This window comes from Phaeovulum sp. (assembly GCF_041596715.1).
Lineage (GTDB): Bacteria > Pseudomonadota > Alphaproteobacteria > Rhodobacterales > Rhodobacteraceae > UBA6213.
Genome location: NZ_JBFHIA010000031.1, coordinates 1 through 17,565, shown reverse-complemented (window position 1 = coordinate 17,565; position 17,565 = coordinate 1). Strand labels below are relative to the sequence as shown.

General features: G+C 61.4%; 17 protein-coding genes and 1 pseudogene. 10 read left to right on the top strand and 8 right to left on the bottom strand.

The annotated features are described in order from the left end of the window. The 4 genes from ABY403_RS03780 to gap (ABY403_RS03765) form a co-directional block, all read left to right on the top strand. The coding region (locus ABY403_RS03780) for a flagellar motor switch protein FliG (RefSeq protein WP_372839011.1) at positions 1-880 on the top strand (880 nt) is incomplete at its 5' end. 122 nt (positions 881-1,002) lie between these two features. Further along, positions 1,003-2,007 (top strand): type I glyceraldehyde-3-phosphate dehydrogenase, encoded by a 1,005-nt coding sequence (gene gap, locus ABY403_RS03775; protein ID WP_372839010.1) that lies wholly within the window; start codon positions 1,003-1,005, stop codon positions 2,005-2,007. Between the two features lie 10 nt (positions 2,008-2,017). Next, positions 2,018-2,161: a hypothetical protein gene (locus ABY403_RS03770; RefSeq protein ID WP_372839007.1), complete on the top strand. Its 144-nt coding sequence runs from the start codon at positions 2,018-2,020 to the stop codon at positions 2,159-2,161. An 86-nt stretch (positions 2,162-2,247) separates the two neighbouring features. Continuing rightward, positions 2,248-3,252, top strand: coding sequence for a type I glyceraldehyde-3-phosphate dehydrogenase (gene gap, locus ABY403_RS03765; protein WP_372839005.1), 1,005 nt, complete (start codon positions 2,248-2,250; stop codon positions 3,250-3,252). A 61-nt stretch (positions 3,253-3,313) separates the two neighbouring features. On the opposite strand, the gene coaD is transcribed toward gap (ABY403_RS03765), so the two are convergent. From coaD to ABY403_RS03750, 3 genes are all read right to left on the bottom strand, one after another. Further along, positions 3,314-3,805 carry a pantetheine-phosphate adenylyltransferase gene (gene coaD / locus ABY403_RS03760; RefSeq protein ID WP_372839002.1) on the bottom strand — a complete coding sequence of 164 codons (492 nt, stop codon included), beginning with the start codon at positions 3,803-3,805 and terminating at the stop codon, positions 3,314-3,316. Positions 3,806-3,902: 97 nt separating this feature from the next. After that, positions 3,903-4,334: a CBS domain-containing protein gene (locus tag ABY403_RS03755; protein ID WP_372839000.1), complete on the bottom strand. Its 432-nt coding sequence runs from the start codon at positions 4,332-4,334 to the stop codon at positions 3,903-3,905. 56 nt (positions 4,335-4,390) lie between these two features. Continuing rightward, positions 4,391-5,296, bottom strand: coding sequence for a LysR family transcriptional regulator (locus tag ABY403_RS03750; RefSeq protein WP_372838998.1), 906 nt, complete (start codon positions 5,294-5,296; stop codon positions 4,391-4,393). Positions 5,297-5,399: 103 nt separating this feature from the next. On the opposite strand from ABY403_RS03750, the gene ABY403_RS03745 reads away from it, so the two are divergent. From ABY403_RS03745 to ABY403_RS03725, 5 genes are all read left to right on the top strand, one after another. Continuing rightward, positions 5,400-6,899, top strand: a complete 1,500-nt coding sequence (locus tag ABY403_RS03745) for a CoA-acylating methylmalonate-semialdehyde dehydrogenase (protein WP_372838995.1) — start codon at positions 5,400-5,402, stop codon at positions 6,897-6,899. A gap of 204 nt (positions 6,900-7,103) precedes the next feature. After that, the gene (locus ABY403_RS03740; RefSeq protein ID WP_372838993.1) at positions 7,104-8,249 is read left to right on the top strand and encodes an acyl-CoA dehydrogenase family protein; all 1,146 of its coding nucleotides are present in this window, start codon (positions 7,104-7,106) and stop codon (positions 8,247-8,249) included. Beyond that, positions 8,246-9,280: an enoyl-CoA hydratase/isomerase family protein gene (locus tag ABY403_RS03735; RefSeq protein ID WP_372838990.1), complete on the top strand. Its 1,035-nt coding sequence runs from the start codon at positions 8,246-8,248 to the stop codon at positions 9,278-9,280. Before ABY403_RS03740 ends, ABY403_RS03735 begins: the two co-directional genes overlap by 4 nt. Further along, on the top strand, positions 9,277-10,149 hold the full coding sequence (gene mmsB / locus ABY403_RS03730) for a 3-hydroxyisobutyrate dehydrogenase (protein WP_372838988.1): 873 nt from the start codon (positions 9,277-9,279) through the stop codon (positions 10,147-10,149). Before ABY403_RS03735 ends, mmsB begins: the two co-directional genes overlap by 4 nt. A 119-nt stretch (positions 10,150-10,268) precedes the next feature. Further along, a complete protein-coding gene (locus ABY403_RS03725) occupies positions 10,269-10,472 on the top strand; it encodes a DUF2892 domain-containing protein (RefSeq protein WP_372838986.1) in 204 nt (67 codons plus the stop codon). A gap of 54 nt (positions 10,473-10,526) precedes the next feature. On the opposite strand, the gene uvrA is transcribed toward ABY403_RS03725, so the two are convergent. Further along, complete coding sequence (uvrA, locus tag ABY403_RS03720) at positions 10,527-13,385, bottom strand: excinuclease ABC subunit UvrA (protein ID WP_372838984.1); 2,859 nt, start codon at positions 13,383-13,385, stop codon at positions 10,527-10,529. Between the two features lie 216 nt (positions 13,386-13,601). Between uvrA and ABY403_RS03715 the strand changes: the two genes are divergently transcribed. Then, the gene (locus ABY403_RS03715; RefSeq protein ID WP_372838982.1) at positions 13,602-13,976 is read left to right on the top strand and encodes a rhodanese-like domain-containing protein; all 375 of its coding nucleotides are present in this window, start codon (positions 13,602-13,604) and stop codon (positions 13,974-13,976) included. Here ABY403_RS03715 and ABY403_RS03710 read toward each other — a convergent pair. The 4 genes and pseudogenes from ABY403_RS03710 to ABY403_RS03695 form a co-directional block, all read right to left on the bottom strand. After that, positions 13,973-15,136 (bottom strand): MFS transporter, encoded by a 1,164-nt coding sequence (locus ABY403_RS03710; RefSeq protein ID WP_372838979.1) that lies wholly within the window; start codon positions 15,134-15,136, stop codon positions 13,973-13,975. The two genes, ABY403_RS03715 and ABY403_RS03710, sit on opposite strands and share 4 nt — an antisense overlap. Next, positions 15,136-16,530: a dihydrolipoyl dehydrogenase gene (gene lpdA, locus ABY403_RS03705; RefSeq protein WP_372838977.1), complete on the bottom strand. Its 1,395-nt coding sequence runs from the start codon at positions 16,528-16,530 to the stop codon at positions 15,136-15,138. The genes ABY403_RS03710 and lpdA overlap by 1 nt, the downstream gene beginning before the upstream one ends. Positions 16,531-16,560: 30 nt before the next feature. Continuing rightward, positions 16,561-17,145, bottom strand: a complete 585-nt coding sequence (locus ABY403_RS03700; protein ID WP_372838974.1) for a DUF924 family protein — start codon at positions 17,143-17,145, stop codon at positions 16,561-16,563. Between the two features lie 41 nt (positions 17,146-17,186). Continuing rightward, positions 17,187-17,565 (bottom strand): annotated as a pseudogene (locus tag ABY403_RS03695) (MFS transporter); the annotation flags it as partial.

The following is a 17,565-nucleotide window of genomic DNA, read 5'->3' as shown; positions in this document are numbered from 1 at the left end:
GATGGCCGCAATGAAAACGATTGATCGCGCAACACTTTCGGACGTGATCGAAGAGTTCCGCCAATCGCTGGACGAAGTCGGCCTAGCCTTCAACGGCGGGCTTGATGGCGCGCTGAGCATTCTTGGCGAACACCTTTCTGCCAGTGCCGCCAACCGCTTGCGGCGGCTCGCTGGTGCCAACTCGCGGCTTGATCCGTGGGAGCGGATCATCGGTCTGTCGCCCGAACAGCTCTTGCCCGTGCTCGAGGATGAAAGCACTGAAGTCGCCGCGGTTCTGCTCTCCAAGCTCTCGGTCGCAAAGGCGGCGGAGCTGTTGGGCAAGCTGCCCGGTGATCGCGCGCGGCGGGTGGCCTTTGCCGTGTCGCTAACGGGCAATGTAGCACCCGACACGGTGCTACGCATTGGCCACTCGCTCGCCGGCCAGTTAGATGCCGCGCCGCCCCGCGCATTCAATTCTGGCCCGGTCGAGCGGGTCGGGGCCATCCTCAACTTCTCGCCCGCCGCCACCCGCGATGCTGTGCTTCAAGGGTTAGATGAGGAAGATGCGGTTTTTGCCGATCAGGTGCGCAAGGCGATCTTTACCTTCACCAACATCCCGCAGCGAATCGACCCGCGCGACGTGCCCAAGATCTTGCGCAACGTCGATCAGACCAAACTCATCACCGCACTGGCCGCAGCCAAGGGTGAAAACGCGAAATCGGCGGAGTTCATTCTAACCAATATCTCGCAACGAATGGCAGGCAACCTGCGCGATGAAATGGCCAACCTTACCCGGATCAAGGAAAAAGACGCAGACGAGGCGATGAGCGCAGTCGTCGCCGCGATCCGCGAAATGGAAGCTGCGGGCGAGCTGTTTCTGGTTGCGCAGGAAGACGCCTGATGTTTGCGCAAACTCTATATGTTTTCGCTACCACACTGATTTGATGGATTTTCCAGTCCCACGCGGCATGCTATCTGCGAACCGGCGGGCGCCCTTGCCCCGCGCCAAGGCAGGAGCGCACGATGACTGTAACCCTTGGAATCAACGGTTTCGGCCGTATCGGGCGCTGCACGCTTGCAGCGATATCCGAACTCGCACGAAACGATGTCCAGGTGGTCAAGATCAACGCGACCGGGCCAATCGAAACCAATGCGCATTTGCTGAAATATGATTCGGTGCATGGCCGCTTTCCCGGTCCGATCCGGGTGGAAGGCACCACCTTGGATATCGGGCGCGGCCCGATCGAGGTGATGTCCACCTACAATGCGGAAGAGCTGAATTGGGACGGCGTCGATGTGGTGCTTGAATGTTCGGGCAAGTACAACGACCGTGACAAGGCGGCGGTGCACCTGAACCACGGCGCGCGGCGCGTGCTTGTGTCTGCGCCCGCCAAGCGGGCCGACAAGACCGTGGTCTACGGCGTCAACCACCGCGACCTGCGGGAAGATCATCTGGTGGTTTCAAACGGCTCTTGCACCACCAACTGCCTCGCACCGCTAGCCAAGGTGCTGAACGACGCAGTTGGCATCGAGTCGGGGATCATGACGACGATCCACAGCTATACCGGCGATCAGCCAACCATGGACCGTCGCCACAAAGACCTTTACCGCGCCCGCTCGGCAGCGATGGCGATGATTCCCACCTCGACCGGTGCTGCTAAGGCTTTGGGCGAGGTGCTACCCGAACTGGCCGGCAAACTCGACGGCACCTCGATGCGCGTGCCCACTCCGAACGTTTCGGCGGTCGATCTGACCTTTGTTGCAGGCAAGACCGTAACTGTAAACGATATCAACGAAATCGTGCGCGAAGCGGCAGCGGGCTACATGGGTATGGTCATGTCATATGACCCGGAGCCCAAGGTATCGATCGACTTCAATCATACGCCCTATTCGTCTATCTTCGCCCCTGACCAGACCAAGGTGGTTGGTGGCCGCACGGTACGTGTGCTTGCTTGGTATGATAACGAGTGGGGCTTTTCCGTCCGCATGGCCGATGTGGCCGGGGTGATGGGGCGGCTCCTCGGCTAGAGGGGGCGGCATGACGGATCGCATCGCGCTGTGGCTGGGGCTGAGTCTGCTGGTGCTGATCGGAATCGATTACGCATATGTTGGCACCCAGCACCTTGTGTTTCTCGGCAACAAATTCGTTGATTTGGTAGATTACGTAGCCTTTTGGCGCTGAAATCCCGCGCGGGGGTTGAAAATCCGTGCACTCGACACATGTTAGCGCTAAAAGCGCCGTAGGCGCGATTCCAAGCGGAGGCCGACATGGCGGTGAAAGTAGCGATCAACGGATTTGGGCGTATTGGGCGCAACGTGCTGCGCGCTATCATCGAGTCGGGGCGCACCGATATCGAGGTGGTCGCCATCAACGATCTTGGCCCGGTAGAAACCAACGCGCACCTGCTGCGCTTTGATTCGGTGCACGGGCGCTTTCCCGGCGAAGTGCGGACCACCGCGACCACCATCGACGTCGGCCGCGGCCCGATCGAGGTAAGCGCCGTCAAGAACCCCGCCGAGTTGCCGTGGAAACATGTCGATATCGTGTTTGAGTGCACCGGCATTTTCACCGCCCGCGATAAAGCTGCGGTGCATCTGGAAAATGGAGCAAGCCGCGTGCTGGTTTCAGCTCCTTCGAAGGGTGCCGATGCGACCGTCGTTTACGGCGTCAACCATCACACCCTGAAGCGCGAGCATCTCGTTGTCTCGAACGCCTCTTGCACGACCAACTGCTTGGCACCGGTTGCCGCGGTGTTGCACGACGCAATCGGCATTACCAAAGGCTTCATGACAACGATCCACAGCTACACCGGCGATCAGCCCACGCTCGACACAATGCACCGCGATCTTTACCGGGCGCGCGCCGCAGCACTCAGCATGATCCCCACAACGACCGGCGCGGCCAAGGCAGTTGGCCTTGTATTGCCGCAACTGGACGGGCGTCTTGACGGTATGTCGATCCGGGTGCCAACGCCGAACGTCTCGGTCGTGGATCTGGTGTTCGAAGCCGCGCGCGACACGACTATTGAGGAAATCAACGCCGCAGTCAGCGCCGCCGCAGCCGCTGGCCCGCTGAAGGGTATTCTTGGCGTGACCGATCAGCCCAATGTCAGCTCGGATTTCAATCACGATCCGCGCTCGTCAATTTTCCACCTCGACCAGACCCGCGTGATGGAAGGCAGGATGTGCCGGATTCTCGCGTGGTATGACAACGAATGGGGCTTCTCCAACCGCATGGCCGACACCGCCGTCGCGATGGCCAAGCTGATCTGAAGATCGCAAATCCTAGGGGCGTTTTCGCGGCATCCTTTGCCCGAAAGCGCCCTTTTTCTGCTTAACGATATTTCTGCGCCAGCGCCTCGTTGACCGCGGGGGTGACGAATTTCGACACATCGCCGCCCAGTCGCGCGATTTCCTTGACCAGTTTCGAGGCAATCGCTTGGCGGCGGGCATCGGCCATTAGAAACACCGTTTCGATGCTGGCGTCGAGCGCACGGTTCATGCCGACCATCTGGAACTCGTATTCAAAATCGGCAACCGCCCGCAGCCCCCGGATGATGACGCCTGCGCCCACATCGCGCGCGCAATCGATCAGCAGGTTTTCGAACGGGTGTACGCGAATCTCGCCGCCGCAACGCGCGGCAATCACCGCGCACTCTCGCTCGAGCATGGCCACGCGCTCTTCAAGGTTGAACAGCGGCCCCTTGTCACGGTTGATCGCGACGCCGATGACCAGACAATCGACCAGCGCCATAGCGCGCTGAATGATGTCGAGATGCCCTAAGGTAACCGGGTCAAATGTGCCGGGATACAGGCCAATGCGCATCGTTCCCCCCTCGCGCAAGACGTTCTGGCGCACAGGCAACAAGATTGCACGGCCAAATGCAAGCGCCTCGATGCTGCACCGCGGCAGAAACTCCGCGTCAGTTGCCCATGATCATCCCGGTCAGGGCTTCTTTTTCCATCGCAAGTTCCGAAAGCCGCGCCTTTACCACATCGCCAATGGAAATCAGGCCGATCATTACGCCATCTTCGATCACCGGCATGTGCCGAAAGCGGCCCTCGGTCATCTTTTCCATCACCTGATCGGCGGTATCGTTGCGTAAGCAGCCAACCGGGTTCGCGGTCATAATTGCACTGACCTTGTCAGAAAGGCAGCCGCCCCCGCGATGGCCCAGTTCTCGTACGATGTCACGCTCTGACAGGATGCCCTCGGCGCGCTTGCCGTCGCTTGAAACGACCAGCGCGCCGATCCGGCGGCTGGACAGCAACGCGGCGGCATCCGCAACCGACGCATTTGGGGCCACAGTTATCACGCCAGCGGGCTTGTCTTTCAGAATTTGCAGAACCTGCATCGCATCCTCCCCTGTTATTTGGCTTGTCTTCAGCGTCATGCGGGTGTGGCGATCTGTCAAGCAAGGTTTTCCACCGCCGCCTCCAACCGCGCCACTTCGCGGCGGATCCCCTGCCCCAGCGCCTCTGCCAACCGACGATGGCGATCCGAGCGCTGGTCATCGGCGTGGCGGATCAGCCAGAAGGCGCGGGTCAGCGAAACCTCTTTGGTCAGAATCCGTTCAAGTTCTGGCGCAAATGGCAGGGCAAAGTCGTGCGCGATACCAACCCCTGCCCCCGCACGCAGCGCCATCAACTGCACCGGCACCGAGTTCGAAGAAAGGCCGACCGCATCGACGCCGGTGACGCCGAGATAGTCGAGTTCCTTGTCAAAGATCATGTCGGGAATATAGCCGATCATCCGGTGCCCGCTCAGATCAGCAATGCGCGAAATCGGCGGGTGGCGGGCCAGATACGCGCGCGATGCGACAAGGTGCAGCCGATAATCGGTTAGACGTTGCACCAGCAACCGCCCCGCGGCAGGCGGTGATACGGCCACGGCCATATCCGCCTCGCGCTTGGAAAGGTTGAACACTCGCGGCAACGCGACAATCTGGATTTCTAGACCGGGGTGCGCATCGCACAGTGCAGCACAGACCTGCGGCAATAGGTAATTTGCGCACCCATCGGGGGCGCCAATGCGCAACTGCCCCGAGAATTGCCCGCTCGCCGCCCCCAGTTCTTCGGCCGCGCCCGAAACCGCTTGTTCGGCCTGCTCGGCGCGCGGCAATAACCGCGCGCCCGCATCGGTCAACGCATAGCCTTGCGGGCTTTTCACAAATAGCGGCACGCCCAGCGCCAATTCCAACCGCGCGATACGGCGGCCCACGGTGGCGGCGTCGAGTTTTAACGTCCTGCCCGCGCCTGAAAGGCTTTCACTTCGGGCCACCGCCAGAAATACGCGCAGATCATCCCAGTCGGCCATGCCGCCCCCTTTGCAGAATTGCAAAACGCTTTTGCCATCCTGCGTCTTTTCGCGGCATTTCTGCAAGGCTATGTTGTTGCGGACATCAACTTGGGAGGTTGCGATGAAAGAGATCGGTCACTGGATCAACGGCAAAGCGGTAAAAGGCTCTTCGGGGCGCTTTGCCGATGTATTCAACCCCGCCACGGGCGAAGTGCAGGCCCGCGTGGCCTTGGCCTCCAAGGCCGAGCTTGACGCGGCTGTGGCCGATGCCGCGAAAGCGCAGGTCGCATGGGGCGCCACCAACCCGCAGCGCCGTGGGCGCGTGATGATGGAAATGGTGCGCCTTATCAATCGCGACATGGACAAGCTCGCCTCGGCGCTTTCGGCCGAGCATGGCAAGACCTTTCCTGATGCCAAGGGCGATGTGCAGCGCGGGCTTGAGGTGATCGAATACTGCATCGGTGCCGCGCAAATGCTGAAGGGCGAGTTCACCGACAGCGCAGGCCCCGGCATCGACATGTATTCGATGCGCCAGCCGCTGGGCGTGGCCGCAGGCATCACGCCCTTCAACTTTCCCGCGATGATCCCCTTGTGGAAATTGGGCCCCGCACTCAGCGCGGGCAACGCCTTCATCCTCAAGCCGTCCGAGCGCGACCCTTCTGTGCCGCTGATGTTGGCTGCACTGTTCAAAGAGGCGGGGCTGCCTGACGGCGTGCTGCAAGTGGTCAACGGCGACAAGGATGCGGTTGACGCGATTATCGACAACGAAACCGTGCAGGCAATCGGCTTTGTCGGCTCTACCCCGATCGCGCATTACATCTATTCGCGCGGCTGTGCGGCGGGCAAACGCGTACAATGCTTCGGCGGTGCCAAGAACCACATGATCATCATGCCCGACGCCGACCTCGATCAGGCGGCAGACGCGCTGGTAGGTGCGGGCTACGGTGCCGCGGGCGAGCGCTGCATGGCAATCTCGGTTGCGGTGCCGGTGGGCGATGCCACGGCGGACGCGCTGATCGAGCGGCTGATTCCGCGCATCGAAAAGCTGAAGGTCGGCCCCTGGACGGCGGGCAACGATGTGGACTACGGCCCCGTCGTAACCGCGGCCGCCAAGGCCAATATCCTGCGTCTGGTCGAGTCCGGCGTGGCGGCTGGCGCGAAGCTGGTGGTCGACGGGCGTGATTTCAAACTGCAAGGCTACGAAGATGGCTTCTTCGTTGGCCCGCATTTGTTCGACAATGTCACCCCCGACATGGAGATCTACCAGAAAGAGATCTTCGGGCCGGTGCTTTCGACCGTGCGCGCGCAATCTTATGAAGAGGCGCTGAAACTGGCGATGGACCATGAATACGGCAACGGCACCGCGATCTTTACGCGCGATGGCGATACCGCGCGTGATTTTGCCAACCGCGTGAACGTCGGCATGATCGGTATCAACGTGCCGATTCCGGTGCCGCTGGCCTATCACACCTTTGGCGGCTGGAAAAAATCGGCCTTTGGCGATCTGAACCAGCACGGGCCGGATGCCTTCCGCTTCTACACCCGCACCAAGACCGTCACCTCGCGCTGGCCGAGCGGCATCAAGGAAGGTTCGGCCTTCAACTTCAAGGCGATGGACTAACAGGGGCCAAGACGCGCCTTTCGTAACGCGGCATCAAGGGCAATGAGGAAGGTTATCCCTTCTTCATTGCCCGCATGTCATTGCGATGAAGCTGCGCCATTGCACAAATCGGCAGGGCCTTGCCCGCGCCGGAAGCCTTGCAAAACTCTTGCAACGATTGGAAATTAAACGGATGTTCATTTCCAGCGTTTCGAGGAGGGGACCATGGATTTTGCCTTGAGCGAAGAACAGCAGGCCATTTTCGACATGGCCTATGCTTTTGGGCAGGAACACATCGCCCCCTACGCCCGCCAGTGGGAGGCGGAGGGAACGATTCCGAAAGACCTATGGGCAAAGGTCGCCGAGCTTGGCCTTGGCGGCATTTATGTCAGCGAAGAACATGGCGGCTCGGGGCTGACCCGGCTTGATGCGACGCTGGTGTTTGAGGCACTGGCAATGGCTTGCCCGGCCGTTGGCAGTTTCTTGACCATTCACAACATGTGCGGCGGCATGATCGACCGCTTTGCCAGCGCCGAGGTCAAGGCGCGCTATCTGCCCGCGCTTTGCAGCATGGAAAAGGTATTTTCCTATTGCCTGACCGAGCCGGGCTCTGGCTCGGACGCAGCAGCACTGCGAACCCGCGCTGAAAAGACCAACGAAGGTTATCGGCTGAACGGGACCAAGGCCTTCATCTCGGGCGGCGGATATTCGGATGTCTATGTGGTGATGGTGCGCACCGGTGAAGACGGCCCGAAGGGTATTTCCACGCTGATCGTCGAAAATGGCGCGGCGGGGCTAAGCTTTGGCGCGCTGGAAGACAAGATGGGCTGGCGCGCACAACCCACCGCGCAGGTGCAGTTTGATGACTGCCTCGTGCCACTCGACAACCTGATCGGCACCGAGGGCAAGGGTTTCAGCTACGCGATGGCAGGGCTTGATGGCGGGCGGCTGAACATCGCCGCCAGTGCGCTTGGCGGCGCGCAGCAGGCGTTGAACCTTACGCTTGCCTATATGGGCGAGCGCAAGGCATTTGGCAAAACGCTGGACCAGTTTCAGGCGCTTCAGTTTCGGCTTGCAGAGCAGGAGGTGCGGCTGCAATCGTCGCGTATTTTCCTGCGGCAAGCGGCGTGGAAGCTGGACGAGAAGGCACCCGACGCCACCAAGTTCTGCGCCATGGCCAAGATGTATGTGACAGACGCAGCCTTCGATGTGGCCAACGCTTGCCTGCAACTCCACGGCGGTTATGGCTATCTTGCCGACTATGGCATCGAAAAGCTGGTGCGCGACTTGCGTGTGCACCAGATTCTTGAGGGCACCAACGAGATCATGCGGCTGATCATCAGCCGCGCCATGCTGGCGGAGCGCGGATGAGCGACATTCTGACACGCATCGAAGGGCGCGCCGGGCGCATCACGTTTTCGCGGCCGGCTGCACTCAACGCGCTAAGTCACCCGATGGCGTTGGCGATCGAAGCGGCGCTTGATGCTTGGCGGCACGATCCCGCCGTGGCGCTGGTACTGATCGACGCCGAAGGCGAGCGCGCCTTTTGCGCGGGGGGCGATATCGCGGCCATGTATCACGCCTGCAAGGCAGGCGCATTTGGTGCCGCGCGCGATTTCTGGCGCGACGAATACCGCATGAACGCCAAGATTGCCGAATATCCCAAGCCCGTTGTCGCCTTCATGCAGGGCTTCGTAATGGGCGGCGGCGTGGGCGTGGGCGGGCACGCCCGCCACCGCATCGTTGGTGAAAGCACACAGGTCGCGATGCCAGAGTCGGGCATTGGGCTTATCCCCGATGTGGGTGGCACGCACCTGCTGGCGCGCGCGCCGGGGCATTTGGGCGAATACCTCGGCCTGACGGGCGCGCGCATGGGGCCGGGCGATGCGATTTTGTCAGGCTTTGCCGACCATTTCCTACCGGAGGCAGAGTGGGGCGCGCTCAAATCGCAGCTTGTCACCACGGGCGATATCGGCACGCTTCGCGGCAAGGCTGCACCCGCAGCGCGGCTGGCGTTGGTTCTGAAGGAAATTGATGCGCATTTCTCAGCGCCTGACCTTGCCGATATCGTCGCCCGGCTGACCGCCGCCAAAACCGAATTTGCGCGCGAGACCTTGAAGACCATCACCCGCAACTCCCCCCTTTCGATGGCCGCGACGCTGGAACTTGTGCGCCGTGCGCGGACATCGGGCCAACTTCGCGCGGCACTGGCGCAGGAATACCGCTTTACGTGGCGCGCGCCGGAGGACGGCGAGTTTCTGGAAGGCGTGCGCGCGCAGTTGATCGACAAGGATCGCTGCCCTCGTTGGCGGCATACCGTCGCCTCACAACCTGATGGTGAAGTCACCGCCATGCTCGAACCGCTCGGCCCCGAGGCCGTCATTTGGGAGGATCAACCATGAAAGTCGCTGTGATCGGCTTGGGCAACATGGGCGCGCCGATGGCCGCCAACCTTGTTGGCGCGGGGCATCAGGTGGTGGGTTTTGACCTTGTAGCGCCCTGCCCCGAAGGCGTTACCCGCGCGGCCAGCGCCGCAGACGCGGCAAAGGGTGCGGATGTGGTCATAACCATGCTGCCGAATGGGGCGATCTTGCGCGCGGTCGCCGCCGAGGTGATCCCGGCGATGCACCCCGGCGCGGTGCTCTGCGATTGCTCGACCGTCGATGTCGAAAGCGCGCGGGCGGTCGCAGCAGAGGCTGCGGCAGCCGGGCTTGGCGCGCTTGATGCGCCGGTTTCGGGTGGCGTCGGCGGGGCCACCGCTGGCACACTGACCTTCATGGCAGGGGGCAGCGATGAAGCCTTTGCCACGGTGAAGCCGCTTTTCGATGTGATGGGGCAAAAGGCCGTGCATTGTGGTGCGGCAGGGGCCGGGCAAGCCGCCAAGATCTGCAACAACATGATCCTTGGTGCCACCATGATCGTCACCTGCGAGGCATTCGCGCTAGCCGACAAATTGGGGCTGGACCGCCAGAAGATGTTTGACGTGGTTTCCACCTCGTCAGGCTACAGCTGGACCATGAACGCCTATTGCCCGGCACCGGGCGTGGGGCCGAAATCGCCCGCCGACAATGATTACAAGCCGGGTTTTGCCGCCGAACTGATGCTGAAGGACCTGCGGCTTAGTCAGCAGGCAGCAGAGGCGGCGGACGCCGACACACCCATGGGCCAGCTTGCAGCCGCACTCTACGCCAGCTTCGTTGAACAGGAAGGCGGCCGCGGCATGGACTTTTCTGCAATGCTGCCGCGGTTCGAAAAACGCGGGCGGGGCTGAAACACCCCACGCGCTTTGCAACCGCAGCAACGGCGCGATCTGACGCGTTACAGTGGCCCTGAATTGGGGTATTGTAGGCGCGCAGGGGGCGCTTTCGCTCTGCGTTGAAGGGGATGAAGATGCTGAAAGAAAATGTAGGAACCATTGACCGCGTGCTGCGCATCGTGATTGGCGCGGGCCTGATCCTTGGCTATTTCCTGAACCCGGATGGTGCTTATAGCTGGCTGTATTGGCTGGGCTTGATTCCGCTGGCCACCGGTCTGATGAAGACCTGCCCGCTCTACTCGATTCTCGGCATGTCCACCTGCCCGATGAAGAAATAACCGCATTCGCGGAATAGATGATGCCGCCGGAGGGCCAGATTGCCCATCCGGCGGCTAACTCGCCTTTTTCTGCCGCTCCAACAGCGGTGCAAGATAGCGCCCTGTGTGGCTACCCGCCACCTTCACTAGGTCTTCCGGTGTGCCGCTCGCTACGATCTGGCCACCGCCGTCGCCCCCCTCTGGGCCGATGTCGATAACCCAGTCAGCGGTTTTCACCACATCGAGGTTATGTTCGATAACCACAACTGTATTGCCTTGTTCGACCAGAGAATGCAGCACTTCGAGCAGTTTTTTCACATCTTCGAAGTGCAAACCGGTTGTTGGTTCATCGAGGATATAAAGCGTCTGGCCGGTCGCGCGACGGCTGAGTTCCTTGGACAGCTTTACCCGCTGCGCCTCGCCGCCCGATAAGGTGGTCGCTTGCTGGCCGACCTTGATATAGCCAAGGCCCACCTCGACCAGCGCATCCATCTTTTCGCGAATGGATGGGACTGCCTTGAAGAAATCCTGCGCATCCTCGACCGTCATGTCGAGCACGTCGGCGATGCTTTTGCCCTTGAACTTCACCTCGAGCGTTTCTCGGTTGTAGCGCTGCCCCTTGCAGGTTTCGCAAGTCACGTAAATGTCGGGCAAAAAGTGCATCTCGATCTTGATGACTCCGTCGCCCTGACAAGCCTCGCAGCGCCCGCCTTTGACGTTAAAGCTGAACCGCCCCGGTTTGTAGCCGCGCGCCGCAGCCTCTGGCAGACCCGCGAACCAATCGCGGATCGGGCCGAAAGCGCCAGTATAAGTTGCCGGGTTCGAGCGTGGCGTGCGCCCGATCGCGCGTTGGTCGATGTCGATGACCTTGTCGAGAAACTCCAACCCCTGCACGGTTTCACACGGCGCGGGCGTCTGGCGCGCGCCATTGAGGCGCATGGATGCGGTCTTGAACAGCGTCTCGATCGTCAGGGTCGATTTTCCGCCGCCCGAAACCCCGGTCACGCAGATAAACTTGCCCAGCGGAAACTCTGCGGTGACGTTCTTGAGGTTGTTGCCGGTCGCCCCCACGACGCGAAGCATCTTGCCGGTCCCCGCACGGCGCACCCGTGGCACGGCGACAGAGCGTACACCGCTAAGGTATTGCCCGGTCAGGCTGGCAGGGTCAGCGGCGATTTCGGCGGGCGTGCCGCGCGCCACGATCTTGCCGCCATGCACCCCTGCACCCGGCCCCATGTCGAAAACATAATCGGCCTCGCGGATCGCCTCTTCGTCATGTTCCACGACCAGCACCGAATTACCCTGATCGCGCAGGTTCTTGAGCGTGGTCAGAAGCCGCGCGTTGTCGCGCTGGTGCAGGCCGATCGACGGCTCGTCAAGCACATAGAGCACGCCTGTCAGCCCCGATCCGATCTGGCTGGCCAGACGAATCCTTTGGCTTTCGCCCCCCGACAATGTGCCTGCCGCGCGCGCAAGCGTCAGATAATCCAGCCCGACGTTGACAAGAAACCCCAGCCTTTCGCGAATCTCCTTCAAGATTGCACGCGCGATTTCCTCTTTTTGCACGCTCAGCGAAGCCGGCGCGCCTTCGACCCAGGCCAACGCCTCGCGGATCGACATTTGCACCACTTGGCCCACATGCAACCCGCCGATCTTGACCGCCAGCGCCTCGGGTTTCAGCCGGTAGCCGCCGCAGGCCCCGCAGGCGCGATTGTTCTGATACCGCTCCATTTCCTCGCGCGACCACGCGCTTTCAGTTTCGCGGTAGCGGCGTTCCATGTTCGGGATGATACCTTCGAAGGTTCGGCTGACCTCGTAGACACGGCCCCCCTCGTCAAAGCGGAACTTGATTTCTTCTTCGCCCGAACCGTAAAGAAACAGCTTTTGCACCGCCTCGGGCAGCGCCTTCCACGCAAGCCGTTTGTCAAAACCGTAGTGTCGCGCAAGCGCATCGATGGTCTGCGTGAAATAGGGGCTTTTGGATTTTGCCCAAGGTGCCAGCGCGCCATCGGCCAGCTTCAGCGTGACATCTGGCACCACCAGACGTTCGTCAAAGAAAAGCTCCATCCCCAAGCCGTCACAAACCGGGCAAGCCCCAAACGGCGCGTTGAAGGAAAACAGCCGCGGCTCGATTTCGGGAATGGTAAAGCCCGAAACTGGGCAAGCGAAGTTTTCCGAAAAGGTGATGCGCTCGGGCGTAACACCCTCTTCGACCGCGCTTTCAAGCACCGCGATACCATCAGCCAGATCTAGTGCTGTTCGAAAGCTGTCGGCCAACCGCGTCTCTAGCCCCGGCCGCACCACGATCCGGTCAACCACCACGTCGATGTTGTGGCGCAGTTTCTTGTCGAGCACGGGCGGGGTTTCCAACTCGTGAAAACTGCCGTTGACCTTGACCCTTTGGAACCCCTGCTTGCGCAGGTCTGCAAACTCCTTGCGGTATTCGCCTTTGCGGTCGCGGATGATCGGGGCCAGCAGATAGGCGCGGCTGCCCTCGGGCATCGCCATCACGCGGTCAACCATATCCTGCACCTGCTGCGCCTCGATCGGCAAGCCAGTGGCGGGGCTGTAGGGGGTGCCTGCGCGGGCGAACAAAAGCCGAAGGTAATCGTAGATTTCGGTAACGGTGCCGACTGTCGAGCGCGGGTTTTTCGAAGTGGTTTTCTGTTCAATCGAAATCGCAGGCGATAGGCCCGAGATATGGTCGACATCAGGCTTGCCCATCTGGTCCAGAAACTGGCGCGCATAGGCTGATAGGCTTTCGACATAGCGTCGCTGCCCCTCGGCGTAGATCGTATCGAACGCCAAGCTCGATTTACCCGACCCCGACAACCCGGTCATCACCACAAAGCTGTCGCGCGGGATATCCAGATCAACGCCTTTGAGGTTGTGCTCGCGCGCGCCGCGCACCTCGATGAACTTCTGTTCCGCCATGCCTGCCCCCATTGGTTCGCTCTAGATAGGGCATCGCTTCAGAGTCTCCAACCAAATTATGTGAACGAACGCGGAACATCCAGTCTATCGCGCGCAATGCTGCGTTGCGGCATTGCATTACATTCCCGTATGTGAATATATTTGCGGGAAGGGCTTGATCTGCATCGCGCAACACGCCAGATCATCGCCCAACGGGTCAACAGCTGAGGAATAGCAATGTTTGGATTTTTGCGTCCGGGTGGGTCAAGCGGTGCGCGGGTCGAGCGGATGTCGGCGCGCGACGCCATTCCGAAGGTCTCGGCTGGCGAGATGGTCTTGGTAGACGTGCGCGAAGCGATGGAGCTGCGCTCCACCGGGCGCGCGCAAGGTGCGGTGCACGTGCCGATGGCGGCATTGCGTATGCGTTGCGATCCTTCGAGCCCTGAATGCATGAAAGAGTTCAAGCAAGGCAAAGCGATCGGTATCTATTGCGCCTCGGGTGCGCGTAGTTCTGGCGCGGGGCAAATGCTGCTGCAACTTGGGCACACCGAGGTTTACAACCTTGGCGGCTTTTATGAATGGCAATCCTCGGGCGGTAAGGTCGTGCGCTAACGCCTGCGCAGCGCAAGCCACTGATGCACCGCAACACCGGCCAACGCCGGGGGCAGCGCAAACCACGCCATTGCGGCAGGCCCCCAGGCCGTGGTCATTGCCAATAATATCGGTGTGCCAAGTGTGGTGCCGACATTGCCCAATTGCGCAATCGCGCCGGCTGCCATCGCGCGGTCGGCGCGATCTGCGTTCAGCGCCGGAATTGCGGCAAAGCTGGCACCCTGCACCAGCCCAAGCGCCGCCGACATCGCCAGCGCCGCGATTACCGCCCCAAGCCCTGCGGCAAACAACCATCCAAGGGCGGCGACCGCTGCCAGCGCAAAGCCCAGTTGCACCACCGCCACGGCACCAAGCCAACGCACCACCTGCACACCCACGCCCAGCGACGCCACGATTGAAACAAGCGGCATCAGCGTTGCGGTAACCACCCGATATTGCGCAGGAACCTGCACCGGCACGATGGTCAGCAGTGCCACGAACATCAGCGTATAAAAGATAAACCCCATCGCCGGTGCCGCGATCCGAGGCGAGGCATAGATGCGCCAATGATCTGCCAGAATACCGCGCAGCCGCAGAACAGGGGCATACTCGGCGCTTTCATGCGGCAAAACCTTTGCCAGCAATACCGCCACCGCCGCCATCAAGCCACCATGCAGCCCAAACAACGCCGCCGGACCCTGCATCTGGGCAAAGGGCAAACCAAAGGTTGCAGTCAGCGCAAAGGCGATGCCGAAAAACGTGGACCAAAGCGTCATTGCCGCTGCCTGATCTCGTGGTGCCGTCAGTCCCGAAATCAGCACTGGCCCCGCCACCACAATCGCTAGATGCGCAAAACCCTCGGCCACGCGACTGGCGATCATCCAGCCGAGTGGCAGCACCAACGCCTGAAGCGCCGAAAGCGCCGCGCCCGCCAGCAATGCGCCCAGTATCATTCGCCGCGCGCCCAACCGCGCCACCAGCAACCCGGCGGTGGTGCCAAACACGATCCCCACCAGCCCCGTCACCGAAACGACCAGCCCCAGCCGCGCGCCCGCATCGGGCCAAAGCGGTGCCAGTTCTTCGAAGATCACGCCAACCTTGGAAAACTGCCCTGCGGCAGTAAGACCAGCGAGCCAAATCGCAAAGACAGCCCCCCAGCGGGTTCGGTCAGCTCCCTCCATCAGATGTGCAACACGCGCCCGTAAGCATCAAGCACCGATTCGTGCATCATCTCACTTAACGTTGGGTGCGGGAAAACCGTGTTCATCAGGTCTTCCTCGGTGGTCTCCAACGCGCGGCCGATGACATAGCCCTGAATAAGCTCGGTAACCTCAGCCCCCACCATATGCGCGCCAAGCAATTCGCCGGTTTTCGCGTCGAACACGGTCTTGACCAGCCCCTCGGCCTCGCCCAAGGCAATCGCCTTGCCATTGCCGATAAACGGGAAGCGCCCGACCTTCACTTCGTATCCCTGCTCTTTGGCGCGCGCCTCGGTCAACCCGACACTGGCGACCTGCGGCTGGCAATAGGTGCAACCGGCAATCGAGCCGGGTTTGATCGGGTGCGGATGCCCCCCTGCGATCAATTCGGCCACCATCACCCCTTCGTGGCTTGCCTTGTGCGCCAGCCACGGGCCGCCTGCGATATCGCCGATGGCATAAAGCCCCGGCACGCCCGTGCGGCAGAACTCGTCAGTCACGACATGCGTGCGGTCGATCTTGACCCCAAGCGCCTCGAGGCCAAGATTTTCGACATTGCCCACGATCCCCACCGCGGAAATCACCGTGTCAAACTCGGCCGTGCTGGTGCCCGACGCGTTCTCAAGATGCGCCACCACCTTGCCAGCACTGCGGTCGAGCTTTTTCACCGTGGTCTTTTCCAGAATCGTCATGCCCTGCTTGACGAAGGCTTTGCGCGCAAATGCCGATATCTCGGCATCCTCTACCGGCAACACACGGTCCAACACCTCGACCACCGTAGTCTTTGCACCAAGAGTGTTGAAAAAGCTGGCAAACTCGATGCCGATCGCGCCCGATCCGATGACCAGAAGCTTCTTGGGCATCCGCTTTGCCTGCAACGCGTGCTTGTAGGTCCAGACCAGATCGCCATCCGCCTCTAGCCCGGGCAATTCGCGCGCGCGCGCGCCCGTGGCCACCACGATCGACTTTGCAGTCAGCTCTTCGCTGCCCTTGTCGGTTTTCACCGAAACGCGGCCCGGGCCGGTCAGCGTGGCGCTGCCCATCACCACGGTGATCTTGTTCTTTTTCATCAAATGCCCGATGCCGCCCGAAAGCTGCTTGGCCACGCCGCGCGACCGCGCCACCACGGCGGCAAGGTCAAAGCCGATGCCCTCGGCTTTCAGCCCGAACTCTTTGGCGCGGTGCATCAGGTGAAACACCTCGGCGCTGCGCAACAGTGCCTTGGTCGGAATGCAGCCCCAGTTCAGGCAGATGCCCCCTAGGTGCTCGCGCTCGACAATGGCGACCGACAGGCCAAGTTGCGCGCCGCGGATGGCGGCTACATAGCCCCCGGGCCCCGCGCCGATCACGATCATGTCAAAGCCTCTGGCAGCCATCATTCCCTCCGTTGGCAAATTAGTTTGCCATTAAACCTTTTTTGGCGGAACGGCAATCTCGGGGATTTCGCGCAGGATCGCGCCATATCCGCCCGCTGCCAGAAGCGCCTTCTCCGCCTCGCTCGAAACCCGCCCCAGCGCGGCGTTGCGCCAAGGAAAGCGGCCAAATCGCGCAATCACTTCTGCATGGGCGCGGGCATGGCGCAAGTTGTCACCGGGCATCCGCTCGGCAAACAACGCGATGCCCCGCGCTTGCAGGGCGTTGTCTTCGGCATGCATGAAAGGCAGGTAAAAGAACTGCCGAGCGGGCGGCGCAATGGCCAGATCATGCCCAGCAGCAATCGCCGCCTCGGCAAGGCGCACAGCCAGCGCGTCGGTGGCAAAGCTGCGGCCATCCTCGCGGAACATGTTACGCGGGAACTGGTCGGTCAGAATTATCAATGCCAGCGCACCCTTGGCGGTATTGCCCCAATCCGCAAAGCTGCCGGTTTGCACCGCCTCCCATGCAGCGGCGAATCGCTCGCGGACCGTTGCGTCAAGCTCGGGCGTGGCCGCATACCAGCCCTTTGGGCCGACTTCGGTCAGCCAGAAATCAACGATTGTCTCAGGTTTCATAAGCACCCCCCCCTTTTGCAGAGGCTGGCAGAGCTTGCGGCCTAGTGCAATGGCGGCTGATCGTCTGTGGCCGCGGCTGCCTCTGCATGATCTTGCGCCGCACCAAAGGCTGCCTCAACCGCCAGCGGCGAAGCCGTGGGCGAAAGCACCGCGAAAGCGCCTGTGAGGTCGCTGGAAACACCGGCACGGCGGGTCATCCGCCATGCCGCATAGGCCGCGATGCCTGCCATCAGCACACCGATGTAAAGGAAAAAGCCACCGTCGCCTGCAACCTCCATCAGCCAACCTGTCACCAGCGGCCCGGTAATCGCACCAACACCGTTAATGAACAGAAGCCCCGCCGAGGCCGAGGCCATGTCGGACTGGTCCAGAAAGTCGTTGGTATGCGCCAGCAGCAGCGAATAGATCGGGTTGGCGATG